Origin of the sequence: Pantoea sp. AS142, assembly GCF_037152305.1 — a bacterium.
Taxonomy (GTDB): domain Bacteria; phylum Pseudomonadota; class Gammaproteobacteria; order Enterobacterales; family Enterobacteriaceae; genus Pantoea.
This window is the reverse complement of sequence record NZ_JBBCMO010000008.1, coordinates 164,127-190,774: the sequence shown is the minus strand read 5'-3', so window position 1 is coordinate 190,774 and position 26,648 is coordinate 164,127. Positions and strand designations below refer to the sequence as shown.

The window sequence follows — 26,648 nt, the reverse complement described above, 5'->3', positions numbered from 1 at the left end:
CCGTTTGCTGCTTTGCTTTGGAACCGGTTCCATTTAGGGTTTTTGTCTTCGTTAAGGGCAAAGTCCTGCCATGGAGCACAACATGAAACCTGACATCATCGTGGTGACTGCCGCATATGGCCACGCGCAGATTGTCGCGCTCGGCGGTCAGAGTGCGTTGCTGCCGATTATTCAGCAGGCGGGCGCAGACGGGGTTGAAATCCGCCGCGAACTGCTTGATGACGCGGCGCTGACCGATCTGCCCGCCCTGTCCCAGGCGGTGGCGCAGCATCAGCTGCACAGCAGCTATTCGGTGCCCGATACGCTGTTTTGTGACGGCGGCGAAATCAATCCCCGCATAACCCACTACGTTGAAGAAGCACGGCAGTTAAACGCACAGCGGCTGAAAGTGGCGCTGGGAAACTTCACCGGTGCGCTTCATCGCGAAACGTTGCAGACGCTGCTGGCGGATCTGCCGTTTCAGCTGACGGTGGAAAACGATCAAACTGAACATGGCCGACTGGCACCCTCAGTGGCGTTTTTCACGACGGTTCGCAAAGCCGATCTGCCGATCAGCATGACCTTTGACATGGGTAACTGGTGCTGGAGCGGTGAGGATGCGAATCAGGCCGCACAGCAGCTGGCGGCGCAGGTGAGCTATGTACATGTCAAAGCCGCCGTGGCGCATCAGGACAGCTTCCGGGCGATTGCGCTGGATGAGGCTGACGACCACTGGCGCACGCTGCTGCAACAGCTGCCCGCTCACGCGCCGCGCGGTATCGAATTTCCGCTGGAAGGCGACGATCTGACGGCGGTGACGCGCCACTATGTGTCGCTGCTGCGTAACGTGTAAGGAGTGAAGATGACGACGCATCACACTATGCATCACAACGGCCCGCTTGATGTTGTCACCCTCGGTGAAGCGATGGCGATGTTCATTGCCCGTGAAACCGGCGACCTGGCCGCAGCAGAGACCTTTGTTAAACGCGCGGCGGGCGCGGAACTTAATGTGGCGACCGGCCTGGCCCGTCTTGGCCTGAAAGTAGGTTGGGTCAGCCGTATCGGGAATGACGCTTTTGGCCGGTTTATCTGCCAGCAGCTGGAAAAAGAGGGTATCGACCACGCCCGGGTGACGGTTGATAAGCGTTACCCAACCGGTTTTCAGCTCAAGTCCAAAGTCGATGACGGCTCTGATCCACGGGTAGAATATTTCCGTAAAGGCTCGGCTGCCAGCCATCTGTCAGTTGACGATTTTGACGCGGACTATTTTGGCTCGGCACGTCATCTGCATCTGAGCGGTGTGGCGGCGGCGCTGTCAGAGCGTTCGCTGGAGCTGCTGAAGCACTCCGCCAAAGAGATGCGCGCGCGCGGTAAAACTCTCTCCTTTGACCCTAACCTGCGGCCGGTGCTGTGGCGCAGCGAACAGGAGATGTGTAAACAGCTCAATCTGCTGGCGGGGTATGCCGATTGGGTGCTGCCGGGTGAAAAAGAGGGATGGATTCTTACCGGCTATCGTCAGCCGGAGGCGATTGCGGATTTCTATCTCGATAAGGGTGTGAAAGCCGTGGTGATTAAAACCGGTTGTGACGGTGCCTGGTACAAAACGGCGCAGGGCGAACAGGGCCAGGTTGCGGCGATCAAAGTCGACAATGTAGTGGATACTGTGGGTGCCGGTGACGGCTTTGCCGTGGGCGTCATCAGCGCTTTACTGGAAGGTCAGTCGCTGCTGCAGGCGATTCGTCGCGGCAACAAAATTGGTTCGATGGCGATTCAGGTCATGGGTGACAGCGAAGGTCTGCCGACGCGTCAGCAACTGGGCGACGTGTAGTTTTCGCCCCTCTACAGTCACAGGAGTTCCCGATGAAAAAGCAGACAATCGCGCCAAAACGCTGGTGGTTCATTATGCCCATCGTGTTTATCAGCTACAGCCTGGCGTATCTCGATCGTGCAAATTTTAGCTTCGCTTCTGCTGCCGGGATTAATGACGATCTCGGCATCACGAAAGGGATGTCCTCGCTGCTGGGGGCGCTGTTCTTCCTGGGCTACTTCTTTTTCCAGATCCCTGGCGCGATTTATGCCGAACGCCGCAGCGTTAAAAAACTGATCTTCGGGTGCCTTATCCTGTGGGGCGGCTGCGCCTCGCTGACCGGCGTGGTCAGCAACATTCCGATGCTGGCAGCGATTCGCTTTGTTCTGGGTGTGGTGGAAGCCGCTGTAATGCCTGCGATGCTGATCTACATCAGCAACTGGTTTACCAAATCGGAGCGTTCGCGCGCCAACACCTTCCTGATCCTGGGTAATCCGGTCACGGTGCTATGGATGTCGGTGGTGTCGGGCTATCTGATCGAATCTTTTGGCTGGCGTGAGATGTTTATCTTCGAAGGGATTCCTGCGGTGGTCTGGGCGATTGCCTGGTGGTTCCTGGTGCAGGATAAACCGGCGCAGGCGCGCTGGATGAGCGATGCCGAGAAAGCGGCGTTGCAGGCTGAACTGCAAAAAGAGCAGGAAAACATCAAAGCGGTGCGCAACTACAGCGAAGCGTTCCGTAACCGCAACGTGATCATCCTTTGCCTGCAATATTTTGCCTGGAGCATCGGCGTTTATGGCTTTGTGCTGTGGCTGCCGTCGATTCTGCGCAACGGTTCGCAGATGGGCATGGTCGAAGCGGGCTGGCTCTCAGCAGTGCCTTATCTGGCGGCGACCATTGCGATGGTGGTGGTCTCCTGGGCGTCGGACAAAACCCAGAACCGTAAGCTGTTTGTCTGGCCGCTGCTGCTGGTGGGCGCACTGGCGTTCCTGGGTTCTTATCTGATGGGATCGAACAACTTCTGGATGTCCTACACTCTGTTAGTGATTGCCGGTGCTGCGATGTATGCGCCTTACGGGCCGTTCTTCGCCATTATTCCTGAGATGCTGCCGCGTAATGTTGCCGGTGGCGCGATGGCGCTGATCAACAGTATGGGTGCGCTGGGGTCGTTTATCGGTTCATGGATTGTCGGCTATCTTAATGGCGCCACCGGCAGCCCGTCCGCGTCCTACATTTTTATGGGATCGGCCCTGCTGGTTTCCGTATGGCTGACGCTGATTGTGAAACCGGCGCAGAACAACGCGCCGCCGCTGCAGGGGGCGAAACCGGCCTGAAAGCGTAAGCGTTAGCGGTTGTTGATCAGGCATGGCTCAGGGCCTGACCCGTCCGCAAAGACGTAAAATACCACGCCTGGCCTGCAATGCCTTGCTGCTGGTGTCAGCGCCCATCACATTAGCTATGTCAGTACGCTGAAAGCCTAAACGTTAGCCTCTGTTTCTCCGGGCGGCCTGCAAGCCGTCCGCTACTTATTGACCGGGAGCCACCGAATGAAACCCGCTGTAATTCTTTATAAAAAACTGCCTGACGATCTCTATGCGCGCCTGGCTGAACAGTGTGACGTGACGGAAATCAGCGATCTCTCGCCGGAAAGCCAGCAGCAGCATGCTGCGGCGTTCCAGCAGGCAGAAGGTTTGCTGGGGTCGGGCGGTAAAGTGAATGGCGAGCTGCTGGCGAAGATGCCCAATTTGCGCGTCTGCTCCAGCGTCTCTGTGGGCTATGACAATTTTGATGTTGATGCACTGAATCAGCGTCACGTGGTGCTGATGCACACCCCGACCGTGCTGACCGAAACTGTGGCGGACACCATGATGGCGCTGGTGCTGAGCACGGCGCGCCGGGTACCGGAACTGGATGCCTGGGTCAAAGCGGGTAACTGGCAGAAGAGCATCGGTCCGGCGCAGTTCGGCATCGACGTTCATCATAAAACGCTGGGTATTCTCGGTATGGGACGCATTGGGATGGCGCTGGCGCAGCGCGCCCACTTCGGCTTCGGCATGAAAATCCTCTACAACGCTCGCCGTGAGCATGAAGAGGCGCAGTCGCGCTTTGGCGCGCAGCGTTGTGAACGGGAAGCGCTACTGAAGCAGAGTGATTTCGTTTGCATCAGTCTGCCGCTGACCAGCGAGACACACCATCTGATCGGTGCCGCCGAGCTTGAACTGATGAAGGCGGATGCGGTGCTGATCAACGCCGGTCGTGGCCCGGTGGTGGATGAGCAGGCGCTGATCGCCGCGTTGCAGGCGGGCAAACTGCATGCTGCCGGACTGGATGTGTTTGAGCAGGAGCCGGTTTCTGCCGACTCTCCGTTGCTGTCGCTGCCTAATGTGGTAACGCTGCCGCACATCGGTTCCGCAACGCATGAAACCCGCTACGGCATGATGCAGGATGCGGTAGAGAATCTCATTGCCGCGCTCGGCGGAAGCGTCGATAAAAACTGCGTTAACCCGCAGGCGCTCAGGTAATCTCCACGCCTTTCCATTGCGCCCGCCGATGGCGGGCGTTATGGTGGACACCCGATTCGCTATCACAAATATTTAACCGCTATGTCCTTTTCTCAGTTCGGCGACAAATTTACCCAACATTCCGGCATCTCACGTCTGATGGAAGATATGGGCGCGGGCCTGCGCACGCCCGGCACCATCATGCTGGGCGGCGGCAATCCAGCGCAAATTCCGGCCATGAACGATTACTTTCAGCAACTGCTGCAGCAGATGCATGAGGAGGGCAAACTCAGCGAGGCGCTGTGCAATTACGACGGTCCGCGCGGTAAGGCGACGTTGCTGGAGTCACTGGCCGGACTGCTGAGCGACCAGCTTGGCTGGCCGATCACCGCACAGAACATCGCGCTAACCAACGGCAGCCAGAGTGCCTTCTTCTATCTGTTTAACCTGTTCGCCGGTCGCCGGGCCGATGGCAGCAAAAAGCGGGTGCTGTTCCCGCTGGCGCCTGAGTATCTTGGCTATGCGGATGCCGGTCTGGAAGAGGGGCTGTTTGTGTCGGCGAAGCCGAACATTGAGCTACTGCCGGAAGGTCAGTTTAAATATCATGTCGATTTCGAGCATCTGCCGATGAACGAAGAGGTCGGCCTGATCTGCGTATCGCGCCCGACTAACCCCACCGGTAACGTGATCACTGATGATGAGTTGATGCAGCTTGATGCGCTGGCACAGCAGCATGAGGTGCCGCTGCTGATCGACAACGCCTATGGCGTGCCGTTCCCCGGCATTATCTTCAGTGAGGTACGCGCGCTGTGGAATCCCAACATTATTCTCTGCATGAGTTTGTCGAAGCTCGGCCTGCCCGGTGCACGCTGCGGCATTATTATTGCTGACGAGAAGACGATCACCGCGCTGAGCAACATGAACGGCATCATTAGTCTGGCGCCAGGCAGCATCGGTCCGGCCATTGCCAATGAGATGATCCGTCGCGGCGATCTGTTGCGGCTCTCCGAAGAGGTGATTAAGCCGTTCTATCAGCAGAAGGTGCAGCAGACCATTGCGATTCTGCGGCGCTATCTGCCGGAAGAACGCTGCCTGATCCACAAGCCGGAAGGGGCGATTTTCCTCTGGCTCTGGTTCCGCGATTTGCCGATCACCACCGAAATGCTCTATCAGCGGCTTAAAGCGCGCGGTGTCCTGATGGTGCCGGGCCACTTCTTCTTTCCAGGGCTGGAACAGGCGTGGCCGCACACCCATCAATGTATGCGGATGAATTACGTGCCGGATGCGGAGAACATCGAGCGGGCGGTGCAGATTCTGGCGGAAGAAGTTGAGAACGCCTGGCGCGACAGCTAATCCTGCGGATCGGTTAATGATAGCTGGCACCACTGCGCCAGCTGTTGAATCGCCTGTTCCACCTCCGCATTCCAGCCGAAACCGGCATTCAGCCGGAAACAGTGATCGTAGCGCTGATCGGTGGCAAAAATGTGGCCCGGCGCAATCCCGATGCCCGCGTTGCGCGCTTTCAGAAACAGCTCGCGCACGTTCAGCGCTTGTCGTGGCATCTCGACCCACAGCACATAACCGCCTTCCGGATCGGACACCCGGGTGCCCGCCGGAAATTCCCGCAGCACCGAGTGACGCATTTCACGGATTTGCCGCGCCAGCTCGCGCCGCAGTTTGCGCAGGTGAGCATCATAGCCGCCGCTGCGCAGCAGTTCCGCCACCGCCGCCTGAGACAGCACCGAGGTGCCCATGGTGGAGGTATATTTCAGTGAGGCGATTTTGCGCATGTAGTTGACGCTGTGAACCCAGCCAATACGAATGCCGGGTGCCACGGTTTTAGAGAAGCCACTGCAGAGAATGGCGTTGGGGCTGAAGGCGCGCATCGGGAAGGGGCGACGCTCACCAAACGCAGTATCGCCAAAAATATCATCTTCAATGATTACCACATCATTTTCATCCGCCTGCCGCGCAATATAGGCTTTCTGCTCGTTGGGAATGCTCTTTCCCAGTGGGTTATTGACGTTGCACAGGGTGAGGAAAACCCGCACCGCCTTGCGCTGAAACAGCCCGGTGAGCTTCGCCACATTTACATACCCTTCCGGCCCGGCGTCCACTTCAATCACCCGTAAATTGAGGTTGTGTAGCATCTGCAGCAACACGAAATAGCAGGGTGACTCCACCGCTACCACGTCACCCGGTTGGGTGGTGGCGCGCAGCGACAGCGAGATCGCCTCAATGCAGCCATTGGTGATCAGAATATCGTCGGCGCTGATATTGCAGCCGTAATCGACCGCGCGGCGAGCAATCTCTGTTTTCAGCGGCGCATAGCCGGTGCCCTTGACGGTATTCCCGAGCAGGGCCGGTTTGCTGTAGCCCATCTGACGCATCAGCAGGCCGATGCGCTTGACCGGATAGAGTGCGCTGTCGCCGTTGGCCAGATCGAGACGCACCCGGCAGTCTGAGCCGAGCATCGCCAGATGCAATTCTGTCTGCTCATCAAGCGGCGCGATGGCGCGTGGCTGTTCGCTGACGGCGGGCAGCTGACGCGAAGAGGGGCGCTGCGGGGCAACAAAAAAACCCGATTTTGGACGGGCGACGGCGTAACGCTCATCTTCCAGCGTACGCAGCGTTTTCAGGGCGGTGGTGAGGCTGACATTGTACTGCGTCGCCAGCGTCCGCACCGACGGCAGACGGCTGTCGGGTGACAGCGAACCGGCATGAATGGCCTGCTTGATCTGTTCTGCTATCTGACGGTAACGACTGCTCTGACTCTCCTGTTCCCCGATAACATCGGCCATCTGTTCCACCCCATATCGCGCTGATCTGTGCATATTCAACAGAGTACATTCAAAGTACTTTAGGCTGCATCTCTTAATTATTCATGACGCTAACCGGCACGGCGATCCCGCCCGCCGACCAGCTTCAGGCCATAAAGTGATTCTGTTCACCAGAGGGAAACGTGAAAAATGAATAATCTGCCCGCCATGATAAAGGAGATTGAAGCGTATCTGTCGCCCGCCATCATTGAGTCGGCTCAACGCTGCTCCGGCCGCCTGCTTGCCGCGTTGCCGGATAAGCTGCGGCTGGAGAACAACCGTGTGCTGCTCGCCTATGGCGGTGGAAAAGACAGCAGCTACATGGTGGCTTACGTGCGTTACATTCAGGGACTGATCTGGCAGCAGCAGGGCAGCACTTTTCATCTGCGGGTCAGCACCAATCGCCACGCGGCAATGAATGAGAGCGTGATGGAGAATATTCACCGCGTTTATCAGTCGCTGGCGATGCACGACGATGAACGGGCGGAATGTCTGGTGGTGGATGGCCTGCTGATTCGGCCGTTTGCCCGCGACCTGCCGATGCCGGACAGCGTGCGGCAGCAGAACCGCAATGATGTGCTGATGAATGGTCACCGGTTTCGCGCCGATGCGCGCTCGACCTTCTGCAACGCCTGTAATCTCAGCATGGTGAACTCTTTTGGCCTTGCAGCTGACTATAACGGCGGTGTGGATCTGATTATCACTGGCGACTCGCCGCAGGAGCAGGCCGCCTATGTTGCCTGGGCGCGCCATCTTTCACGGCTGTTTGAAGCGCCAGTGGCGGAGAGAAATCGGGGCTTCAGCGGATTTCTACAGACGCTGGATGGGGTGGCCGAGCGCTACTTCAGTGATGTTTACGGTGCCGATCAGCTGACGCCCGCGCACCGCATCACCCACCAGCTGGCGCGCGATCCGCTGTTTTTCAATATCTATCAGGACACCGCCTATGAAGCGGGCGCGCACTGGGCGCTGCTCAGCGAATTTATGCGTTTCCGTTTTGATGAACTGATGTTCAGTTTTTCCGAGTCCGACTGCGGTAATCCAACGCTGATGGCGCACCTGCGCGGACTGCGGGCAGAAACGTTGCTGCAGCGAAACTATGCCGAGGGGATCCGCGAATATGTGCGCTTTGCGCTGGGGTTGATGGTGAAGAAAGATTTCCCGCCGCAATTAATCGATGAGATGGCGGCACGCTATCAGGATGACGCCGCCATTCAGCGGCAGCGGCAGCGCGCGGCAAACTTCGCCATCCAGGCGTTTGACCTCAGCGAAGATCAACTGATCTGCATGATTTACTCACCGTTCCTGGCGCAGGGAGAGCGGCTCGGCCACTGGCTGTCGCAGCAACAGATTACGCTGGATGAGGCGGCCATCCGCGACCTGCTTGAGCAACGCAGTGAGGACCTCGCGCTGGCACAGCAGTTAACGCAGCTCTCCGGCATGAACCTCACGCAGATGCAGCACTGCTGGCAGAGCCAGCCGGTCAGTTCGCTGCTGGAGGGAAAACGCGCTGATCCGCTGTCGCGCGTATTGCGTTTTGATCCCCACAAAGCGGCGATTCAGGTCAATAACGGTGTGCTCAATGACATCGTGACAGAAATCATTTCCGGGCGTTAACCCGGTAAGGTGAGGCGAGGCGATGAAAAAGATTTTCCTGCAAATTGGCGCCACCCGCGACGGACAAAATCCTTACTGCGCGGTGGCGAAGCGCGACGGCTATTTTACCGTGCTGGCTGAGATGGGGGATTTTGTCGATTACCAGTCGTTAAGCCTGGTTTTGCCGTTTGATCTTATCATTCGCCTCGACCGCCCTGAAAATCCGTGGGAGGTGATGCAAGCTTATCTTCACGCCGGTTTACTGGCGCATCCGCTGGTGGTGCTGGCGGGCTTTGAAGCCTACAACGCCAGTGCAGGTCGGCTGCGTGAGATGCTGGCCGGGCCGGACGCGCCCGCCGCCTTTATTCCGCTGGATAAATATGCGCAGCGCATGGCGCTGCAAAAAGCCTGGCCGCGTTTCCCGCAGCCGGAGTTTCGCTTTTTCGCCTCGCCGCTCAGCATTCTGGATGCTGAACAGGCGCTGATCTATCCCTGTGTAGTGAAACCGGTGGATGGTGGCGGCGGGCTGGGCATCTGGCTGATTGAGCGCGCCGATCAGCTGCGCAGCGTGGTAAAGCAACTGGTGCAGACCATGAACTACGGCGGACGCAGCTTCAGCGGCTTTATTGTCGAAAGCGCGTTAATTGGCGAGGAGTTTTCACTGCAGGGCGTAGTGCATCAGGGAGAACCCCTGGCGCTGACCTGCTGCCAGAAGGTGATTGAACAGCATCGGGATGGTGAGGGCTGCGTCAGCTTTTATGAGTCGGGGCATGTGGCGATGGCGGCAGCGGCCCTGCCTGCTTCGTTCAGCAGCCTGATGACCTTCTGTTGTGAAACCTTTGGCTATCGTCAGGGCGCGTTTCATATCGATTTCATTGTGGTCAACGGCGTGCCGCATTTTCTGGAGATGGGGTTCCGGCTCTCCGGTATGGGGGTGGCGACGCTGGTGCAGGAGGCGACGGGCATCAACTGGGCGGAAGTCACCTTCCGGCTGGAAGCGGGCGGCACATTGCCTGCCTTTACCTTTACCCCCCCCGGTGCGGTCGGCCAGTTGCGGTTACGTCAACCGGCGCAGCTACAGGCTGCCGAACGCTGGATCGATCAACATCAGCAGGGTGCGTTGTTGCCGCCACTCAGATTGCCGGCGCTACAGGTTTCGCCACGCTCATCGCTCTATGCCGATCTGACCCGTCACGCGGGCATCCTGGCCACCTTCAGCCTGACGGCCAAGACGCATGAGCCAATTATCACCACCTTTCAGCAGGTGATTGCCGCGCAGTCAGTGGCAGCCGGGAGAGACAAAGTATGTGCAGGATGATTCTGGCGCATGGCCAGTTTGACAGCGCACAGATTCTTGAGGCGGCACGCGCTATGAGCTGCGGTGAAGGCGCCGAACACGATGGCCCGATCAAATCGCATCCCAACGGCTGGGGCTGTCTGTGGCTTGAAGAGGGCGAGATCCGCACCCTGCAAGGCACCGGTGCCTTTGCTGACGCCCTGCCGGGTATTGATGTGGATCGCCTGCGCAGCCGGTTTCTGGCGGTGCATGTGCGCCACGCCACGCTGAGTAAAAATCAGGGTCTGGCGTTTTCTCATCCGCTGCGGCGCAACAGTGCCGGACATCAGTGGTACATGATGCATAACGGTTTTCTGCCGACGATTTACCGCCAGCTCGGCCTGGCGGAATCGCACTTTGATTCTGAAGAATATCTCCGCTATCTGGTCGATCAGACCACGCCCGCCGATTTCACCCGCGACTATCTGCGCGCAAAGATGGCGCAGGTTGAGCCAGGTGGCAGCGCAGGCAATGCCATTTTCGTCACCCGTGACAAAGCCTGGGCGTGGCAGTGGTATCCGCACGACACGCCCTGGCCCGACTATTTTACGATGCATTTTCGGCAACAGGAGGGGTACACGCTGATCGCCTCTGAACCCGTGACAATACCAGGTAACGCCGGCAACTGGCGGCGAATGAACAATCATGAACTCTATGAAATATCGTTTAGGGAGTGATAAATATGGCTATTTTCAATCAGTTCCGCGTGATTAATCCCAACATGTTTGTGGAACCGACCTGGCTGGATGACATCGTCACCGCACGGGTGCCGCTACTGGTGCTGCGTAATTTTCTGACACCAGATGTGCGGGAATCGGTGGTGGCCGACCTGCAGAGCTGCCGGGAAAAGATCCGTGTCTCCCATTATCCCAATGGCGCGCTGACCACGCTTGGCCCTTATCTGGCGCGCCACACCGCGGCACCCGATAACTACTTTACCGAGCTGCGCGATATCCAGCCGGCGTTGCCGCCCTCGCTGAATACGCTGCGTGAAAAGATTTATCGCTGGGTTCAGCACGCGCTGCGGCTGGAAAGCCTGCGCATCGCCCAGGAACCGGATTGTGGTGACTATGCCGGTTCTATCGTGCGCTTTCATGCCGATGGCGTTGCTAACCCGCTGCATAACGACAATATCGTGCGCGACGCCGCAAAGACCTCGCTGGTGGTGACGCAAATCCTCCATCAGCTCAGCTGCGTGGTCTGCCTGCAGGAGTGCAACGCGGGCGGGGCGCTGCGCATCTACAACAAAAAGTGGTCGCCGGAGGATGAACAGTTCAAAACCCCCGGTGAGCTGGGTTATCGCAGTGGGGTGATTGAAAACAGCGAGATCTGCGAATTTTCACCGCGCAGTGGTGATATCTATCTGTTTAATCCCGCTTTTTATCATGAGATTGATCGTGTCGAAGGGGATACCCGTATCACTATGGGTTTCTTTTTCGGGCTGACCGATAAAAAGATGAAACACGCTATCGCCTGGAGCTAAGCCGGGTTGCGCCAGAACAGGAGAAGGGAATGAAGACGTTTGACAAAATTACAGCGCTGCTGGATCAGCATCAGGCCCGCTACCGTGTGGTGGAGCATGAGGCGGTAGGGCAGACCGAACAGATCAGCCAGATACGCGGCAACGCGCTGGGTCAGGCGGCCAAAGCGATGGTGCTGGAGGTGAGTATGCCGGACGGTGCACCGTCTCATCAGCTGCTGGCGATTGTACCGGGCGACTGCCGGATCAATTTCAAAAGCGCGGCACGCGCCATGGGTGGAAAAAAATCCTCTTTCGCGGCACCGGAGCTGGCACAGGCGCTGACTGGCTGTGTGATGGGCGCAGTGCCGCCGTTTAGTTTTGATGACCGGCTGGCGCTGCGGGTGGATACCCGGCTGCAACAGGTTGATACGTTATGGTTTAACGCGGGCGAGTTGGAGAAGTCGATCGCACTGGCTGTTGATGATTATTTTCGCATCGTGGGGGAAGCGTGTTGTGCTGATATCGCGACCCCGATTGCGATCACCGCCTGACGGCACGACAAGGAGTTTCTGATGTCGGTAAAAGATATGCTGTTAGCGCTGTGCGTGGTAGTGGCGTGGGGCGTGAATTTTGTGGTGATCAAGCTGGGGCTGCAGGGCATGCCACCTTTTTTGCTCGCCGGGCTGCGTTTCAGCCTGGTCGCCTTTCCCGCCATTTTCTTTGTGCGTCGCCCGCCGATACCGCTACGCTGGCTGGTGGTTTACGGAATGACCATCAGTTTTGGTCAGTTTGCGTTTCTGTTCCTGGCGATCAAGCTTGGCATGCCAGCCGGTCTGGCCTCACTGGTGCTGCAGGCGCAGGCATTCTTTACCCTGTTGCTGGGCGCGCTGCTGCTGGCAGAGAAGCTGCGCTGGAATCATATTGTCGGGATTATCATCGCTACGCTGGGGATGTTTTTGCTGGCAACAGCAGGCATGGAAGGGCAGACCAGCGCCGGTATCACGCTGACCACCATGATGCTGACGCTGTCGGCGGCGCTGTCATGGGGGTTGGGTAATATCACCAATAAGATCATTATGCGGAACCGTAGCGTGCCGATCATGTCGCTGGTGGTCTGGAGTGCGCTGGTGCCGATCATTCCTTTCTTTGCCTGTTCGCTGCTGTTTGATGGTCAGGCCGCCATCGTTAACAGCCTGCTGCATATCGGCCTGCAGACCGTGCTGGCGCTGTTCTATCTGGCGTTTGTCGCCACCATTGTGGGTTACGCCATCTGGGGGAATCTGCTGAGCCGCTACGAAACCTGGCGCGTCGCGCCGCTGTCGCTGCTGGTGCCGGTGGTGGGGATTATTACCGCCGCGCTGGTGCTGGATGAGCATCTCTCCGGGCAGCAGATGCTGGGTGCGGTGGTGATTATACTGGGACTGCTGGTCAATGTGTTTGGTGGCGTGCTGGGTCAGCGCTTAGCGATGCGAACGCAGCCGTAAGGACAAGCCTGCGGTCAGATATAAGGGCAAAAAATATCGCCTTGAGGTCAGGTGACTGGCTCAGGGAGCATACGCCTTTCGCAAAGACGCAAAAGACGCCCTCTAAGGCAATGCTCAGCGCGGGCGATTACGCACCTCATCCCTGAGGTGCGCCCGTAGCCGGGCCAACGCGTTGCGTTGTTCAAAAACGCTCCCGGCGTTTTTGTCCCTGGTCCGCGATGCTTTGCTACAGGCGTATGCTCCCATCGCTTTGAACTTATCAGCCGTCTGACACAGCGGACCGGAGCAACATTTTTTGCCTTATGAATCTCCACTGATCTCAAAAACGAAAAACGCCGCATTAGCGGCGTTTTTAATGACTGTTTCAGAACCTCAATATTACTTCAGAATCTCAATACGGCGTGGTTTCGCCTCTTCCGGCACCAGTCGTTCAAGATCGATGCTCAGCAGACCATTCTCAAGACGAGCATCGCGTACCACAATGTGGTCGGCGAGCTGGAATTTACGCTCGAAGTTACGCTCGGCGATACCCTGATACAGGTATTTACGCTCAGGTTGCTCTTCAGGATGGGAACCCCGCACGATCAGCACGTTATCGTGCGCCGTGATATCCAGCTCGCTCTGAGAAAAACCGGCCACTGCAATCGTAATGCGATAGTGATTTTCATCGACCAGTTCAACGTTATAGGGAGGATAGCCACCATTGCTCTGATTCTGATTAGATTCGAGCAGGTTAAACAGGCGATCAAAACCGATGGCAGAGCGATAAAGTGGGGTGAGATCAAAGTTACGCATATTAAGACTCCTGGAATTCAGCAAGTTTTGGCAACCTTCCACTATTGGACAGGCTGGATACGGCACCTCACTGTCCCTTGCGGCAACGGTGAGTGCGTCCGTAAACTAAAAATGGGTGTCACAAGCGAATTTTCAAGAGGGCGGAATGCAATTTTTTTCGCCAATTAGACGAAATGGCATACACTCAGAACTACTTTTGCCAGACCCGAACGGACTTCGCCCCAGAGTGTTGACGTTGTCTGGCAAGCCAACTCAGCCAGGCTTATGCCATGGCTGAAGGGATGATGATGATGAAATTGATGAAGACCTTACCTCTGGCTGGAATGGTTTGCTGCGCAATGGCGACAACCGGCTGTTCCAGCGTGATGTCTCACACAGGTGCGAGTCAGGGTTACTATCCAGGCACTCGTGCGAGCGCTGACATGCTGACCGATGGTGAAACCAGCTGGGCGCTGAAACCGCTGGCGTTAATCGATCTTCCTTTCTCTGCTGTGCTGGATACGCTGCTGCTGCCGTGGGACTACTACCGTAGCGACAAAGATAAATCACTCAACTCCCCGCGTGAACGCATCCTGAAAAGCGAAAGGCTGGCCCATACGCAGGAAAGCCTGGCGCAGGCGCAGCCTATGCCCCCGATGCGGTCACAGCCGCAACCGTAAAGAGTTGCCGCCAGCCATTAACTTCACGCATATAAGCAATCTGTGTACCGTCAGGTGACCAGACCACCGCGTCACCTGATGGCGCATCTTCCGTTCTGCGGGTCAGCCGCTGACATCCGCCGCTCTCAAGGTTGCATCGCATCACGCTGTTATCGCAGATAAAGGCGATCGCCTGGCCGTCAGGATGCCAGCTAAAGGCGGACTGAATACTGTGGCTCAGCCGGGTGATTTGACGCGGTTCACCGCCGTTGGGGGAGACTGTCCAAAGCTGAATCACCTGCCCTGCATCCGCCATCAGAAACGCTATCTGGCTGCCATCGGGTGCTGCGCGCAGCCAGTGACGCGGTTGCAGCGCCACGCCATTGCTGTGTGTCAGGCGACGCTGCCGCACGCCAGCCGGGGGCGCAGGTAACTGCTGGCTGCTGCCTTCCAGCGGCATTTCTCCCGCACGGGCGTAATCCTCCAGCGCATCAGGCAGATCAACAATAAAGATTTCAGGGCGTTTCTCGCCCTGCGCCGTTAGCGTGTCGCCAATAAAGGCAATGGCCCAGCGCTGCCAGCCGCCGTCTGGTTTCTGATAGCCACGCTCACCGACCCAGCACTCCTCATAGGCACGAGTGATCTGGTCACTGCCGCGCAGGGGTTCCGCATGCGTCCTGCTTACCAGCAGGCAAAAATAAGTGCCGTCATATTCGCGCGGATGCTGCTTTTCGGGCGTTACGGCGCGCAGCGGCACCGCAACGCCAACGTTTCGCAGGTCCAGACGGCTATCCAGCTCATACATCACATGGTCATTATAGGTAAAGCTCAGACGTGAACCGTCAGGGCTGAAGACATGCACATGCGAGCCACCACGCAGCGCGCCAGGGGTGAACGGCGGCGTGATATCGCACGCATCAAGATTCACCGCCGCGCCGTTCTCGACGATCACACCGCGCCGGTGGTGGAAGTCATACTGCCAGCTGGCATCGGGATGTTCCGGGCCATGAATACAGACGTAGCGCGGTGGCAGATCGGGGCTGACCGTGACGACACCAACATGGGCACCATGCCGGGCCTGATAGAGCACCTCCACCTCACCGGTCATCACATTGACCCGCTCAATGGTCTGGCTGGTAAACGACGCGCCCGATGGACGAACGTCAAACGCCAGCCACTGGCTGTCGGCAGTCCAGACATTAATATTGGTGAGCTGATGCTGACGGGCAGCAAAGGTAATCTGTTTTTCTGACATGATGAAACCCGCGGAGAAAGAGTTGCCCGACAAATTACGCGATTATGTTTTGCCGTGCAGCTTTTTTGCCGGGTTCAGGGATCCGGGCCGAAGCGGCCCGGCAGAGATCAAAACCGTTACAGTACTAACTCTTCAATAGCATATGCAACGCCATCTTCCCGATTAGTCTTTGTGATGAACTGCGCGATTTTTTTAACAGAATCAATGGCATTACCCATTGCAACACCTGTGCCAGCGTATTCAATCATCGCCAGGTCATTCTCCTGATCGCCAATCGCCATCACTTCTTCCTGCTTCAGGCCGAGTTTCTCCGCCAGCATTTTGACGCCCTGACCTTTATTCACCCGGCGATCAAGAATTTCGAGGTAATAAGGCGCGCTCTTCAGGATGGTATAGGTCTGTTGAGCGTGCTCGGGTAGCCGGGTAATTGCCGCGTCAAGCAGGGCGGGCCGGTCAATCATCATCAGTTTCGGGAAGCGCATGGTGCGATCCATCTCTTCCACAGCGCGGTAGCGCACCGGAATGCCGGTCAGGCTCGCTTCGTGGATGGTGTATTCGCTGATGTCTTTGTTCGGCGTATAGAGATGGGATTTATCGAACGCCTGGAAATGCACGCCAAGCTCACGCGCCAGATTCTCAATATAGAGATAGTCATCAAAGGTCAGCGTCACTTCCGCCACGCACTCGCCATCTTCGGCCTGATGAACCAGCGCACCGTTGTTGCTGATCGCGTACTGACCGGGCGCCTGCATATCCAGCTCCATCAGATAGCGCTGGATACCCACAAACGGGCGGCCTGTGGTCAGCACAATCGACACCCCTTGCTGGCGGGCGCGATCCAGAGCGGATTTTACTCCCGGCGTGATTTCATGTTGTGGGTTGAGCAGGGTGCCATCCATGTCGATAGCGATCAATTTAATAGCCATAGAGTCCTCGTTGCGTCTGGGTTTTGTTCAATGCTAGCGCGATTCAGCGATCATTGACCAGTTTCCTGGCAAGCGGCAACGGCCAGCAGACCGCCAGGTTCAGGTGGTAAAGAGATCGCGGTGGATGTTAATCATGGCTTTTCGGATAAGTGCGGGTTCGTCAGGCGCGCAGCAGGGGCGATGAATATCGTGTGGGAAAAAGAGCGCGAACATGCCGGGCATCAACGTAATCACCGATTCATTCAATATTTTCTGATAAAAAACGACGTCACGCTGCCCGGTGAAATCTTCGGTAATTTGCTGATCGGGATGGGCGCGGGCCAGGCCGATATTTTCGGTGCCTGCCAGCAGAGACTGAATATCAATGTAGCTGAAGTGGGATTTCGCCCGACGCGCGCTGGCCGGTTCGGTCATCCTCTCCTGCACCAGACAGAATATTTTGTTATCAGCCTGCATCTCATATTTACCGGTTTCCAGCTGGCTGAAATCTGTTTTGGCCATCCCGCTTTTCGCCTGATCGAACACCGGATGAAAGGCGTAGCGTTCTCTGTCCCAGTTGTAACGGTCGCAAACAATCAGGGTGTCACGCCCTGTATGAATTGTGCGCGGTAAATGCGCGCAGAGGGGGCAAGAGAAGGAGATCTGAAAAAATTAAAACGTGCTCGGGGTCGCAGCATTCGGGCAGGAAGAGATGTCCTGCCGGGTTTGCGCCCGTACGGCACAAAAAAAAGGCCATCACCTGGGTGATGGCCTGGTCGGTTCGCTGCCGGTTAAATATCGATATTGGCTGCTTTCAGCGCATTCTCTTCGATGAAGGCGCGGCGCGGTTCAACCGCATCGCCCATCAGGGTAGTGAACAGCTGGTCAGCGCCAATCGCATCTTTTATGGTGACGCGGAGCATACGACGGCTGTCTGGATCCATCGTGGTTTCCCACAACTGCTCCGGGTTCATCTCGCCGAGACCTTTATAGCGCTGGACCGAAAGGCCGCGCCGCGACTCTTTAACCAGCCACTCAATAGCCTGTTCGAAGCTTGCCACCGGCTGACGACGCTCGCCACGTTCAATATAAGCATCTTCTTCCAGCAGACCACGCAGTTTGCCACCCAGAGCGCAGATTTTGCGGTACTCAGGCCCCTGAATGAAATCAGCTTCCAGCGGATAGTCGGTATCCACACCGTGGGTACGGACGCGCAGCACCGGCTCGAACAGGTTCAGTTCGCGGTTCTCACGCACCTGTGCCAGATAGGTACTGCCGTGCGCTTCGCGTTCAGTCAGATAGCTCACCAGGCCGTTCAGCCAGGCGGTGACGTCCGCTTCGCTGCTCAGATCGCTCAGCGTGTCGTGGTAAATCATCGCGCGCAGCATGGCCATCGGATAACGGCGTTCCATACGCTTGATCATCTTCTGGGTGCTATTGAAATCAGAGACCAGCGTCTCAAGCGGCTCACCGCCCAGCGCAGGTGCGCTGGCATTGGTGTGCAGCGTCGCACCATCAAGGGCGATAGCGATCTGGTATTGATCCATCGCTTCATCATCTTTGATGTACTGCTCCTGCTTGCCTTTCTTCACTTTGTAGAGAGGCGGCTGAGCGATATAAACGTGGCCGCGCTCAATGATTTCAGGCATCTGACGATAGAAGAAGGTCAGCAGCAGGGTACGGATATGTGAACCATCGACGTCGGCATCGGTCATGATGATAATGCTGTGATAGCGCAGTTTATCCGGGTTGTACTCATCGCGACCAATACCGCAACCCAGCGCGGTGATTAGCGTGGCCACTTCCTGAGAGGCGAGCATCTTGTCGAAACGCGCTTTCTCAACGTTAAGGATCTTACCTTTCAGCGGCAGTATCGCCTGGTTTTTACGGTTACGGCCCTGTTTGGCCGAACCGCCTGCGGAGTCACCCTCCACCAGGTAGATTTCAGACAGCGCCGGGTCGCGCTCCTGGCAATCTGCCAGTTTGCCTGGCAGACCAGCCAGATCCAGCGCCCCTTTACGGCGGGTCATTTCGCGGGCACGGCGTGCCGCTTCACGGGCACGGGCGGCGTCGATGATTTTGCCCACCACGATTTTGGCATCTGATGGGTTTTCCAGCAGGTATTCTGCCAGCAGTTCGTTCATCTGCTGCTCAACCGCTGATTTCACCTCCGAAGAGACCAGTTTATCTTTGGTCTGTGAGGAGAATTTTGGATCCGGTACTTTAACCGAAACTACGGCGATCAGACCTTCACGCGCATCATCACCGGTGGCGCTGACTTTAGCTTTCTTGCTGTAACCCTCTTTATCCATATAGGCATTCAGGGTACGGGTCATCGCCGCACGGAAACCGGCGAGGTGGGTACCGCCGTCACGCTGTGGGATGTTGTTTGTAAAGCAGTAGATGTTTTCCTGAAAGCCGTCGTTCCACTGCAGTGCCACTTCCACACCGATGCCATCTTTCTCGGTAGAAAAATAGAACACGGTAGGGTGAATCGGGGTTTTGTTTTTGTTGAGGTACTCAACAAACGCCCGGATGCCGCCTTCGTAGTGGAAGTGATCACTTTTGCCATCACGCTTATCTTCCAGACGGATCGACACACCTGAGTTCAGGAACGACAGTTCACGCAGGCGTTTCGCCAGGATGTCATACTCAAAATCACGCACGTTGGTAAAGGTTTCGTGGCTCGGCCAGAAACGTACACGCGTACCGGTAATATCGGTCTCACCGGTTACCGCCAGTGGTGACTCAGGAACGCCATGGACATAAACCTGCTGATGCACTTTGCCTTCACGACGAATGGTCAGCTCCAGCTTCTGCGACAGGGCGTTAACCACTGAGACACCCACGCCGTGCAGACCGCCGGAGACTTTATAGGAGTTATCATCGAACTTACCGCCAGCATGCAGCACGGTCATGATCACTTCAGCGGCAGAAATGCCCTCTTCTTCGTGAATACCGGTAGGAATGCCGCGTCCATCATCCTGCACTGATACAGAGTTATCCGCATGGATGGTGACCACAATGTCACTGCAGTGACCAGCGAGCGCTTCGTCGATTGCGTTATCCACGACCTCGAATACCATGTGATGCAGACCGGTACCGTCATCAGTATCGCCGATATACATGCCCGGGCGTTTGCGTACCGCATCAAGTCCTTTCAGGACTTTAATACTTGAGGAGTCATAAGAATTCGACATCAACGTTTCTCGCTCATTTTAATCTTCAGGTTGAACCGCTATTTTACCCTGTTCCACGCGGAACATCTTGCCCTTTTCGTCGGTCATGTCGATTACATGCCCGGCAGAAATGGCGCTGACAAACACCTGAGCCTGAGTAGCTTTTAACCGCTCCGCCAGCAGGCGTCGGCGGCTCTCATCCAGCTCAGAAGCAAAGTCATCAATAAGGTAAATACAGCGGCGTCCGCTCTGGCTTGTCAGGAACTCGCCCTGTGCCAGACGCAATGCACACATCAGCAGTTTTAACTGCCCGCGTGAGAGTAAATCTTCCACCGGCGTCCCTTCAGCCCGAATACGAAAATCGGCTTTATGGGGACCGCTGGCGGTATAAGTCAGCGCACGATCGCGCTCGAAGTTACGTTCCAGCAGTTCGCCGTAGTCGCTCTCTTTGTCCCAGCCCCGCTGGAATGAAAAGCGCAGCGCAAACTCCGGCAGAAACTGGCCACAGGTGGCGGTGATCTCCGCTGAAATGGCTGCACTGTATTCAGCCCGCCACTGGCTGATCTGTTCAGCCAGCGGTACCAGTTCCTGATCCCAGGGACGAATCTGGCTGTAACGTGAGACCTGGCGCAGCGCCGCATTCCGCTGTTTAAGCAGGCGACGCATGTTGTTCCAGGCGTTAAAAAAGCCGTGCGTGTTATGGAAACAGCCCCAGTCGACATAGGCTCGGCGGTATTTGGGGCCGCCATTGAGCAAACTAAAGCCTTCAGGGGTGATTAACTGCATCGGCAGCAGCTGCGCCAGCTCTGCGACCTTGTGACCATCGCTGCCATCAATGCGGACTTTGCTGTCACCGGCCCGATTTTTGGTCAGCCCGACTGAAATTTCCCGTTCTTTGTTTTCAAGACGCCCGTGCAGCACAAATGCCGCCTCGTCGTGACGAATTACGCGCCCTGCCTGCAGGCTGCGAAACGACCGGCCATGCCCCAGCGTATGTATTGCCTCTAAAACGCTGGTTTTACCACTGCCGTTGGCGCCCACCAGAAAATTAAAGCCGGGGGCCAGCTGCAGGTCAGCCTGCTCGATATTACGAAAATCTTTGATAAGAAGGCGGGTTAAAGCCATGAATCAATCCAGCGTGAAGGGCAATAGTCGGGATGAAATGGGTTTTGCCTTTTAGCGATCCAGGCCATCGGCGTCGCAGCTACGTTGCGTCCCGCCAGCGCACAGCCACCGGAGCGTACTGAAGTACGTGAGGATGGCGAGCACTGACGGGGCGCAACGTAGCAAGTAAGCCAGGCCGATATGTAACACCTACAAGCGCATGGGCATCACGACGTAGGCCGCTGCGGGACTCGCCACATCCTCAATCTGCACGCTCGACACCGAATCCGTCAGCAACAGGCGAACGTTTTCGCATTTCAGCGCATTCAGTACATCCAGCACGTAACTGACGTTGAAGCCAATTTCCAGTTCAGTGCCGTTATAGCTGACATCCAGCATCTCTTCCGCTTCTTCCTGTTCAGGGTTATTAGCGGTGATCTTTAGCTGATTTTCGGTGATATAGAGGCGAACGCCGCGGAACTTCTCGTTAGAGAGGATCGCCGCGCGGGCAAAGGCCTGTTTCAGCAGATCGCAACCTGCTTCCAGCGCTTTGTCGGGATTCTTCGGCAATACGCGACGATAGTCAGGAAAACGGCCATCCACCAGCTTAGAGGTGAAGATGTAGTCGCCGACATGCGCCCGGATATTGCTGCCGCCAATCTGTACCTGTAGCGGGGTGTCGCCACCATCCAGCAGACGCAGCAGCTCAATCACGCCTTTGCGCGGCACAATCACCGAATGACTTGGCAGCGCCTGACCAATCGGCATTGAGCAGACGGCCAGACGGTGGCCGTCAGTGGCTACGGTGCGCAGCTCTTCCCCTTCGGTTTCAAACATCATGCCGTTGAGGTAGTAACGCACATCCTGATGCGCCATTGAGAATTGGGTCGCTTCGATCAGCCGTTTCAGGGTCGCCTGCGGCAGGGTGAATTCAACTTCACTCTGCCAGTCGTCAAGATTCGGGAAGTCACTGGCGGGAAGGGTCGATAGCGAAAAGCGGCTGCGGCCTGAGCGCACCAGCATGCGGTCGCCTTCCAGCGCCAGGGTGATTTCTGCGCCATCCGGCAATCCGCGACAGATATCGAGGAATTTGCGTGCCGGAACGGTGGTGGAGCCAGGCTCATGCGCCTGAGTCAACGCCACGCGCGCGACCATCTCCATTTCCAGATCGGTACCGGTTAGCAACAGCGAACCTTCTGTTACCTGCAGCAGCAGGTTTCCAAGGATCGGCAGCGTCGGACGGCCACCCAGTGGGCCACTTACTTGTTGCAGCGGCTTCAGCAGCTGCTCACGTTCAACAATAAATTTCATAGCGTCAGGAAGATAATGTTCTGATGAGATTAGAGAAATCTTCTTTGATATCGTGGCTCTCTTCACGCAGCTGCTCAATCTTGCGGCAGGCATGAAGCACCGTTGTGTGGTCGCGACCCCCAAAAGCATCGCCAATTTCTGGCAAGCTATGGTTCGTCAACTCTTTCGCCATCGCCATCGCCATCTGGCGCGGACGAGCCACCGAGCGCGAACGGCGCTTGGAAAGCAGATCCGCTACCTTAATTTTGTAGTACTCAGCCACGGTCTTCTGAATATTATCGATGGTGACCAGCTTTTCCTGTAGCGCCAGCAGATCGCGCAGCGCTTCTCGCACGAAGTCGATAGTGATCGCGCGGCCGGTAAAGTTGGCATTGGCGATCACGCGATTCAGCGCGCCTTCCAGTTCACGCACGTTAGATCGTAAACGCTTGGCAATAAAGAAAGCGACTTCACCAGGCAGACGGATGTCATTCTCATCCGCTTTTTTCATCAGGATCGCCACACGCGTTTCCAGCTCAGGCGGCTCGATCGCCACCGTTAAACCCCAACCGAAACGTGATTTGAGACGATCTTCTACCCCGTTGATCTCTTTTGGATAGCGATCTGAGGTGAGGATGATCTGCTGATTGCCCTCTAATAACGCATTGAAGGTGTGGAAGAACTCTTCCTGGGAGCGCTCTTTATTAGCAAAGAACTGAATGTCATCGATCAGCAGCGCATCCACTGAACGGTAATAGCGTTTGAACTCTTCAATCGCATTGTTCTGCAGGGCTTTAACCATATCCTGCACAAAGCGCTCGGAATGCATGTAAACCACTTTTGCATTGGGTTTACGGGCAATGATGCCGTTGCCCACCGCGTGCAACAGGTGCGTTTTACCGAGGCCGGTGCCGCCATACAGAAACAGCGGGTTGTAAGCGCCACCTGGATTATCCGCCACCTGACGTGCCGCCGCGCGCGCCAGCTGGTTGGATTTACCCTCGACGAAGTTATCGAAGTTATGGCGGTTATTCACATTCGAGCGGTAGGTTACGTCGGCCGGTGCCGGGACATTATCCCAGCTGGGACGCATGATCTGCGTCGGGGCCGGACGAATATGGCTCTGCACGGGCATAACGGGCGCACTGACGCTGGCCATCACCGGCTGGCTGACCGCTGCCGCCTGCTGCTGCTGAACCGGGCGCGTACCCACTTCAAAACGCAGCGTTGGCACGTTTGGACCACAGAATTCATTCAGCAATGCATTGATACTATTGAGGTATTTGTCCCGAACCCAGTCGAGTACGAAGCGATTTGGAGCATACAAGGCAAGCGTATTGTCGTTTAACTCAGCCTGCAGTGGACGAATCCACATGCTGAATTCGGTGGCAGGAAGCTCATCCTGCAAACGGGCAAGACACTGTTGCCAAAGCGTAAGTGACACGGCGGACTCCACTCGTACAAATTCGATAAGAATAGTAGGCGTTACTCTAAGAAACGTTCATTTTTGACACAGACGCTAAGAAAGCGCCTGCGACCGCTATCAGCGGTTTTCCGTCCTGCAATCACCAGAGGATCGTCAGCGGAAGGGCGGATCATAGCGCAAAGCGAGACAGAGATCTTCCCTTTCTACACAGTTTTGATCGTTTTTATCCACAGGCCAGAGATGCGCAAAGAAGTTTACGCCAGTTGCGGGAAAAACCAGCAGGGATCTGGCGCAATGCGTTAAAATTTTGGGCGGCATCCCATTTTATCCCCAGGATCCCACAAGCCGATCGCAATAAGATCCCGTGCGATCCTTGCGCTTTAGTGCGTAGCCCGTATAATTCTCCACCCGACATTGAGCCATCAGGCGTAAAGTCGGGACTCAGCGGGCTGTATGCGGGTTATCAGGTACCGTTGCACGCGAAGTAAATTGACTCGGGACTGTACAATTATTACAATCCCGCCTCTTTATTAAAGACACATTGAGGCGTAGGTCGATTTACTGGCCCGAAACGCGTCACCCAGTGAAAATTTTCAAGTTTAGGTAGAAACCGCCATGAAACGCACTTTTCAACCGTCCGTACTGAAGCGCAACCGTTCTCACGGTTTCCGTGCTCGTATGGCAACAAAAAATGGTCGTCAGGTTCTGGCACGTCGTCGTGCTAAAGGCCGTTCTCGTCTGACCGTTTCTAAGTAATAAAGCAAGCCCTGATGGGTAAGCTCGCATTTCCCAGGGAGTTACGTTTGTTAACTCCCACTCATTTCACTTTCGTCTTCCAGCAGCCACAACGGGCTGGCACGCCGCAAATTACTATTCTCGGCCGCCTTAACGCGCTGGGGCATCCCCGCATCGGTCTCACTGTCGCTAAAAAACATGTTAAACGCGCTCATGAACGCAACCGGATCAAGCGATTGACCCGCGAAAGCTTTCGTCTGCGTCAACATGAACTGCCGTCGATGGACTTCGTGGTGGTCGCGAAGAAGGGGGTTGCCGATCTGGATAACCGTATGCTGGCGGAAGCGTTGGAGAAATTATGGCGTCGTCACTGTCGCCTGGCGCGCGGCTCCTGATCGTCCTGATACGCGTCTATCAACGCGGTATCAGTCCATTACTGGGACCACACTGTCGGTTTCACCCGACCTGCTCTCATTACGGAATTGAGGCGTTACGCAGGTTTGGCCTGATAAAAGGCAGTTGGTTGACATTAAAACGCGTATTAAAATGCCACCCCTTGAACCCGGGTGGTGACGATCCTGTGCCGCCAAAAACCTTTGATACCAGAGAACATTAACGATGGATTCGCAACGCAATCTCTTTCTCATCGCTTTTCTGTTCGTGACCTTTATGATCTGGCAAGCCTGGCAGACGGACCACGCTCCGCAGCCACAGCAGACGCAGACTACACAAGGCACAAACAGCATAGCGGGTGATACCGCCAGTCAGGGTGTACCGGCCAGCGGTCAGGGCCAGACGATCACCGTTAAGACTGATGTCCTGTCATTGAATATCAACACCCGAGGCGGTGATGTTGAACAAGCACTGCTGCTGACTTTCCCGGACAAACTGGGTTCCGACCAGCCGTTCCAGCTGCTTGAAACGACGCCAGCGTTCCTTTATCAGGCACAGAGTGGTTTAACCGGTCGTAATGGCCCGGATAACCCAAACAACGGCGCGCGTCCGCTGTTCAACGCTACGCAGAATCACTTCGAGATGGCTGATGGCCAGTCTGAACTGCGTGTGCCGATGACCTATACTGCTGAAAATGGCGTGGTTTACACCAAAACCTTCATCTTCAAGCGTGGCGAATACGCCGTTAATGTCGATTATCATGTTAACAACACGACCCAGCAGCCGCTGGAAGTGTCGCTGTTTGGCCAGCTAAAGCAGACGGTTGATCTGCCTAAGCATCGTGATACCGGCAGCAACAACTTTGCTCTGCACACCTTCCGTGGCGCGGCCTACTCGACCAGCGAGTCGAAATATGAGAAGTACAAATTCGACACCATCGCGGATAACGAGAACCTGAACGCCACCACCAGCAATGGCTGGGTTGCGATGCTGCAGCAGTATTTTGCGACTGCATGGGTTCCGCGTACCGACGGCACTAACACCCTTTACACCAGCAACCTGGGTAACGGCGTGGCAGCGATTGGCTATAAATCTGCACCGGTCACCATTGCCGCGGGCGCTCAGCAGAATCTGGGTGCAACGCTGTGGGTCGGCCCGGAAATTCAGGACAAGATGGCCGCGATTGCGCCGCACCTTGATCTGACTGTGGATTACGGCTGGTTGTGGTTTATCTCTCAGCCGCTGTTCAAACTGCTGAAATTTATCCACAGCTTCATCGGTAACTGGGGCTTCTCCATTATCGTGATCACCTTCATCGTGCGCGGCATCATGTACCCGCTGACCAAAGCGCAGTACACCTCGATGGCCAAGATGCGCATGCTGCAGCCGAAAATTCAGGCGATGCGTGAGCGCCTGGGTGATGACAAGCAGAAGCAGAGCCAGGAAATGATGGCGCTGTATAAAGCAGAGAAAGTGAATCCACTGGGTGGCTGTCTGCCGCTGGTGATTCAGATGCCAATCTTCCTGGCGCTCTACTATATGCTGTCAGGCTCAGTTGAACTGCGTCATGCACCATTCGTTCTGTGGATCCATGACCTGTCAGCGCAGGACCCGTACTACATCCTGCCGATTCTGATGGGTATCACCATGTTCTTCATTCAGAAGATGTCACCAACCACCGTGACCGATCCGATGCAGCAGAAGATCATGACCTACATGCCGGTGATTTTCACCATGTTCTTCCTGTGGTTCCCGTCAGGTCTGGTGCTGTACTACATCGTCAGCAACCTGGTCACCATTCTCCAGCAGCAGCTGATTTATCGCGGCCTGGAAAAACGTGGTCTGCATAGCCGCGACAAGAAGAAAGCGTAAGCGATCCAGCGCGGGAGCCATCCCGCCCTAAAATAGTCTATCCTCAGGCGGTCAAAGCGACCGCCTGTGTTT

25 protein-coding genes are annotated in these 26,648 nt (G+C 56.2%); 16 read left to right on the top strand and 9 right to left on the bottom strand.

The annotated features are described in order from the left end of the window. The first annotated feature begins 82 nt into the window (after window positions 1-82). The 5 genes from WFO64_RS15665 to WFO64_RS15645 all read left to right on the top strand — a co-directional run bounded on the left by WFO64_RS15665 (window position 83) and on the right by WFO64_RS15645 (window position 5,640). Complete coding sequence (locus WFO64_RS15665; RefSeq protein ID WP_337013010.1) at window positions 83-832, top strand: sugar phosphate isomerase/epimerase family protein; 750 nt, start codon at window positions 83-85, stop codon at window positions 830-832. A 9-nt stretch (window positions 833-841) separates the two neighbouring features. Further along, on the top strand, window positions 842-1,807 hold the full coding sequence (locus WFO64_RS15660; protein ID WP_337013009.1) for a sugar kinase: 966 nt from the start codon (window positions 842-844) through the stop codon (window positions 1,805-1,807). 32 nt (window positions 1,808-1,839) lie between these two features. Then, window positions 1,840-3,120, top strand: coding sequence for an MFS transporter (locus tag WFO64_RS15655; protein WP_337013008.1), 1,281 nt, complete (start codon window positions 1,840-1,842; stop codon window positions 3,118-3,120). 213 nt (window positions 3,121-3,333) lie between these two features. Then, on the top strand, window positions 3,334-4,308 hold the full coding sequence (gene ghrB, locus WFO64_RS15650; protein ID WP_337013007.1) for a glyoxylate/hydroxypyruvate reductase GhrB: 975 nt from the start codon (window positions 3,334-3,336) through the stop codon (window positions 4,306-4,308). 81 nt (window positions 4,309-4,389) lie between these two features. Further along, the gene (locus tag WFO64_RS15645; protein WP_337013006.1) at window positions 4,390-5,640 is read left to right on the top strand and encodes a valine--pyruvate transaminase; all 1,251 of its coding nucleotides are present in this window, start codon (window positions 4,390-4,392) and stop codon (window positions 5,638-5,640) included. On the opposite strand, the gene WFO64_RS15640 is transcribed toward WFO64_RS15645, so the two are convergent. Further along, entirely contained in the window at window positions 5,637-7,088 is a 1,452-nt protein-coding gene (locus WFO64_RS15640) for an aminotransferase-like domain-containing protein (protein ID WP_337013005.1), read from the bottom strand. The genes WFO64_RS15645 and WFO64_RS15640 overlap by 4 nt on opposite strands. Window positions 7,089-7,256: 168 nt before the next feature. Here WFO64_RS15640 and WFO64_RS15635 point away from each other — a divergent pair, with 168 nt between their 5' ends. Genes WFO64_RS15635 through WFO64_RS15610 form a run of 6 tightly spaced genes read left to right on the top strand, consistent with a single transcriptional unit; the run spans window position 7,257 to window position 12,984 of the window. Further along, window positions 7,257-8,723: a hypothetical protein gene (locus WFO64_RS15635; protein WP_337013004.1), complete on the top strand. Its 1,467-nt coding sequence runs from the start codon at window positions 7,257-7,259 to the stop codon at window positions 8,721-8,723. A gap of 22 nt (window positions 8,724-8,745) precedes the next feature. Beyond that, window positions 8,746-10,020, top strand: coding sequence for an ATP-grasp domain-containing protein (locus WFO64_RS15630; RefSeq protein WP_337013003.1), 1,275 nt, complete (start codon window positions 8,746-8,748; stop codon window positions 10,018-10,020). Continuing rightward, window positions 10,008-10,715, top strand: coding sequence for a class II glutamine amidotransferase (locus WFO64_RS15625; RefSeq protein WP_337013002.1), 708 nt, complete (start codon window positions 10,008-10,010; stop codon window positions 10,713-10,715). Before WFO64_RS15630 ends, WFO64_RS15625 begins: the two co-directional genes overlap by 13 nt. A 5-nt stretch (window positions 10,716-10,720) precedes the next feature. Next, window positions 10,721-11,521 (top strand): 2OG-Fe(II)-dependent halogenase WelO5 family protein, encoded by an 801-nt coding sequence (locus WFO64_RS15620; RefSeq protein WP_337013001.1) that lies wholly within the window; start codon window positions 10,721-10,723, stop codon window positions 11,519-11,521. Between the two features lie 29 nt (window positions 11,522-11,550). After that, a complete protein-coding gene (locus WFO64_RS15615) occupies window positions 11,551-12,051 on the top strand; it encodes a YbaK/EbsC family protein (RefSeq protein WP_337013000.1) in 501 nt (166 codons plus the stop codon). A 21-nt stretch (window positions 12,052-12,072) separates the two neighbouring features. Then, the gene (locus tag WFO64_RS15610) at window positions 12,073-12,984 is read left to right on the top strand and encodes an EamA family transporter (RefSeq protein ID WP_337012999.1); all 912 of its coding nucleotides are present in this window, start codon (window positions 12,073-12,075) and stop codon (window positions 12,982-12,984) included. A 378-nt stretch (window positions 12,985-13,362) separates the two neighbouring features. On the opposite strand, the gene ibpA is transcribed toward WFO64_RS15610, so the two are convergent. Further along, complete coding sequence (gene ibpA / locus WFO64_RS15605; protein WP_337012998.1) at window positions 13,363-13,779, bottom strand: small heat shock chaperone IbpA; 417 nt, start codon at window positions 13,777-13,779, stop codon at window positions 13,363-13,365. A gap of 290 nt (window positions 13,780-14,069) precedes the next feature. Here ibpA and WFO64_RS15600 point away from each other — a divergent pair, with 290 nt between their 5' ends. Next, window positions 14,070-14,438 carry a YceK/YidQ family lipoprotein gene (locus WFO64_RS15600; protein ID WP_337013057.1) on the top strand — a complete coding sequence of 123 codons (369 nt, stop codon included), beginning with the start codon at window positions 14,070-14,072 and terminating at the stop codon, window positions 14,436-14,438. Here WFO64_RS15600 and WFO64_RS15595 read toward each other — a convergent pair. The 7 genes from WFO64_RS15595 to dnaA all read right to left on the bottom strand — a co-directional run bounded on the left by WFO64_RS15595 (window position 14,404) and on the right by dnaA (window position 23,594). After that, on the bottom strand, window positions 14,404-15,672 hold the full coding sequence (locus WFO64_RS15595) for a DUF3748 domain-containing protein (RefSeq protein ID WP_337012997.1): 1,269 nt from the start codon (window positions 15,670-15,672) through the stop codon (window positions 14,404-14,406). The two genes, WFO64_RS15600 and WFO64_RS15595, sit on opposite strands and share 35 nt — an antisense overlap. Before the next feature lie 116 nt (window positions 15,673-15,788). Next, entirely contained in the window at window positions 15,789-16,598 is an 810-nt protein-coding gene (gene yidA / locus WFO64_RS15590) for a sugar-phosphatase (RefSeq protein ID WP_337012996.1), read from the bottom strand. A 99-nt stretch (window positions 16,599-16,697) separates the two neighbouring features. Next, complete coding sequence (locus tag WFO64_RS15585; RefSeq protein ID WP_442956155.1) at window positions 16,698-17,174, bottom strand: YhcH/YjgK/YiaL family protein; 477 nt, start codon at window positions 17,172-17,174, stop codon at window positions 16,698-16,700. A 194-nt stretch (window positions 17,175-17,368) separates the two neighbouring features. Beyond that, window positions 17,369-19,777, bottom strand: a complete 2,409-nt coding sequence (gene gyrB, locus WFO64_RS15580) for a DNA topoisomerase (ATP-hydrolyzing) subunit B (protein WP_337012995.1) — start codon at window positions 19,775-19,777, stop codon at window positions 17,369-17,371. Between the two features lie 18 nt (window positions 19,778-19,795). Then, window positions 19,796-20,881, bottom strand: coding sequence for a DNA replication/repair protein RecF (gene recF / locus WFO64_RS15575; RefSeq protein WP_337012994.1), 1,086 nt, complete (start codon window positions 20,879-20,881; stop codon window positions 19,796-19,798). A gap of 189 nt (window positions 20,882-21,070) precedes the next feature. Then, window positions 21,071-22,171, bottom strand: coding sequence for a DNA polymerase III subunit beta (gene dnaN, locus WFO64_RS15570; protein ID WP_010258930.1), 1,101 nt, complete (start codon window positions 22,169-22,171; stop codon window positions 21,071-21,073). 4 nt (window positions 22,172-22,175) lie between these two features. Further along, the gene (gene dnaA / locus WFO64_RS15565; RefSeq protein WP_337012993.1) at window positions 22,176-23,594 is read right to left on the bottom strand and encodes a chromosomal replication initiator protein DnaA; all 1,419 of its coding nucleotides are present in this window, start codon (window positions 23,592-23,594) and stop codon (window positions 22,176-22,178) included. Between the two features lie 597 nt (window positions 23,595-24,191). Between dnaA and rpmH the strand changes: the two genes are divergently transcribed. The 4 genes from rpmH to yidC are packed head-to-tail and all read left to right on the top strand — an operon-like array spanning window position 24,192 to window position 26,576. Beyond that, window positions 24,192-24,332, top strand: a complete 141-nt coding sequence (gene rpmH / locus WFO64_RS15560; protein WP_003849659.1) for a 50S ribosomal protein L34 — start codon at window positions 24,192-24,194, stop codon at window positions 24,330-24,332. A gap of 14 nt (window positions 24,333-24,346) precedes the next feature. Then, complete coding sequence (gene rnpA / locus WFO64_RS15555; protein WP_008926396.1) at window positions 24,347-24,706, top strand: ribonuclease P protein component; 360 nt, start codon at window positions 24,347-24,349, stop codon at window positions 24,704-24,706. Beyond that, window positions 24,670-24,927: a membrane protein insertion efficiency factor YidD gene (gene yidD, locus WFO64_RS15550; protein ID WP_008926397.1), complete on the top strand. Its 258-nt coding sequence runs from the start codon at window positions 24,670-24,672 to the stop codon at window positions 24,925-24,927. The genes rnpA and yidD overlap by 37 nt, the downstream gene beginning before the upstream one ends. Window positions 24,928-24,929: 2 nt before the next feature. Continuing rightward, complete coding sequence (gene yidC, locus WFO64_RS15545; RefSeq protein WP_337012992.1) at window positions 24,930-26,576, top strand: membrane protein insertase YidC; 1,647 nt, start codon at window positions 24,930-24,932, stop codon at window positions 26,574-26,576. Window positions 26,577-26,648 lie beyond the last annotated feature (72 nt).

Excerpts from the sequence above, each read along its gene's own strand:
- rpmH (WP_003849659.1), top strand. The coding sequence starts at position 24,192 with ATGAAACGCACTTTTCAACCGTCCGTACTGAAGCGCAACCGTTCTCAC.
- yidD (WP_008926397.1), top strand. The coding sequence starts at position 24,670 with ATGGCGTCGTCACTGTCGCCTGGCGCGCGGCTCCTGATCGTCCTGATA.
- WFO64_RS15635 (WP_337013004.1), top strand. The coding sequence starts at position 7,257 with ATGAATAATCTGCCCGCCATGATAAAGGAGATTGAAGCGTATCTGTCG.
- WFO64_RS15620 (WP_337013001.1), top strand. The coding sequence starts at position 10,721 with ATGGCTATTTTCAATCAGTTCCGCGTGATTAATCCCAACATGTTTGTG.
- WFO64_RS15665 (WP_337013010.1), top strand. The coding sequence starts at position 83 with ATGAAACCTGACATCATCGTGGTGACTGCCGCATATGGCCACGCGCAG.
- WFO64_RS15625 (WP_337013002.1), top strand. The coding sequence starts at position 10,008 with ATGTGCAGGATGATTCTGGCGCATGGCCAGTTTGACAGCGCACAGATT.
- WFO64_RS15640 (WP_337013005.1), bottom strand. The coding sequence starts at position 7,088 with ATGGCCGATGTTATCGGGGAACAGGAGAGTCAGAGCAGTCGTTACCGT.
- gyrB (WP_337012995.1), bottom strand. The coding sequence starts at position 19,777 with ATGTCGAATTCTTATGACTCCTCAAGTATTAAAGTCCTGAAAGGACTT.
- yidA (WP_337012996.1), bottom strand. The coding sequence starts at position 16,598 with ATGGCTATTAAATTGATCGCTATCGACATGGATGGCACCCTGCTCAAC.
- rnpA (WP_008926396.1), top strand. The coding sequence starts at position 24,347 with ATGGGTAAGCTCGCATTTCCCAGGGAGTTACGTTTGTTAACTCCCACT.
- dnaN (WP_010258930.1), bottom strand. The coding sequence starts at position 22,171 with ATGAAATTTATTGTTGAACGTGAGCAGCTGCTGAAGCCGCTGCAACAA.
- recF (WP_337012994.1), bottom strand. The coding sequence starts at position 20,881 with ATGGCTTTAACCCGCCTTCTTATCAAAGATTTTCGTAATATCGAGCAG.
- ghrB (WP_337013007.1), top strand. The coding sequence starts at position 3,334 with ATGAAACCCGCTGTAATTCTTTATAAAAAACTGCCTGACGATCTCTAT.
- WFO64_RS15630 (WP_337013003.1), top strand. The coding sequence starts at position 8,746 with ATGAAAAAGATTTTCCTGCAAATTGGCGCCACCCGCGACGGACAAAAT.
- ibpA (WP_337012998.1), bottom strand. The coding sequence starts at position 13,779 with ATGCGTAACTTTGATCTCACCCCACTTTATCGCTCTGCCATCGGTTTT.
- WFO64_RS15660 (WP_337013009.1), top strand. The coding sequence starts at position 842 with ATGACGACGCATCACACTATGCATCACAACGGCCCGCTTGATGTTGTC.
- WFO64_RS15595 (WP_337012997.1), bottom strand. The coding sequence starts at position 15,672 with ATGTCAGAAAAACAGATTACCTTTGCTGCCCGTCAGCATCAGCTCACC.
- WFO64_RS15645 (WP_337013006.1), top strand. The coding sequence starts at position 4,390 with ATGTCCTTTTCTCAGTTCGGCGACAAATTTACCCAACATTCCGGCATC.
- WFO64_RS15600 (WP_337013057.1), top strand. The coding sequence starts at position 14,070 with ATGAAATTGATGAAGACCTTACCTCTGGCTGGAATGGTTTGCTGCGCA.
- WFO64_RS15615 (WP_337013000.1), top strand. The coding sequence starts at position 11,551 with ATGAAGACGTTTGACAAAATTACAGCGCTGCTGGATCAGCATCAGGCC.
- WFO64_RS15610 (WP_337012999.1), top strand. The coding sequence starts at position 12,073 with ATGTCGGTAAAAGATATGCTGTTAGCGCTGTGCGTGGTAGTGGCGTGG.
- WFO64_RS15655 (WP_337013008.1), top strand. The coding sequence starts at position 1,840 with ATGAAAAAGCAGACAATCGCGCCAAAACGCTGGTGGTTCATTATGCCC.
- yidC (WP_337012992.1), top strand. The coding sequence starts at position 24,930 with ATGGATTCGCAACGCAATCTCTTTCTCATCGCTTTTCTGTTCGTGACC.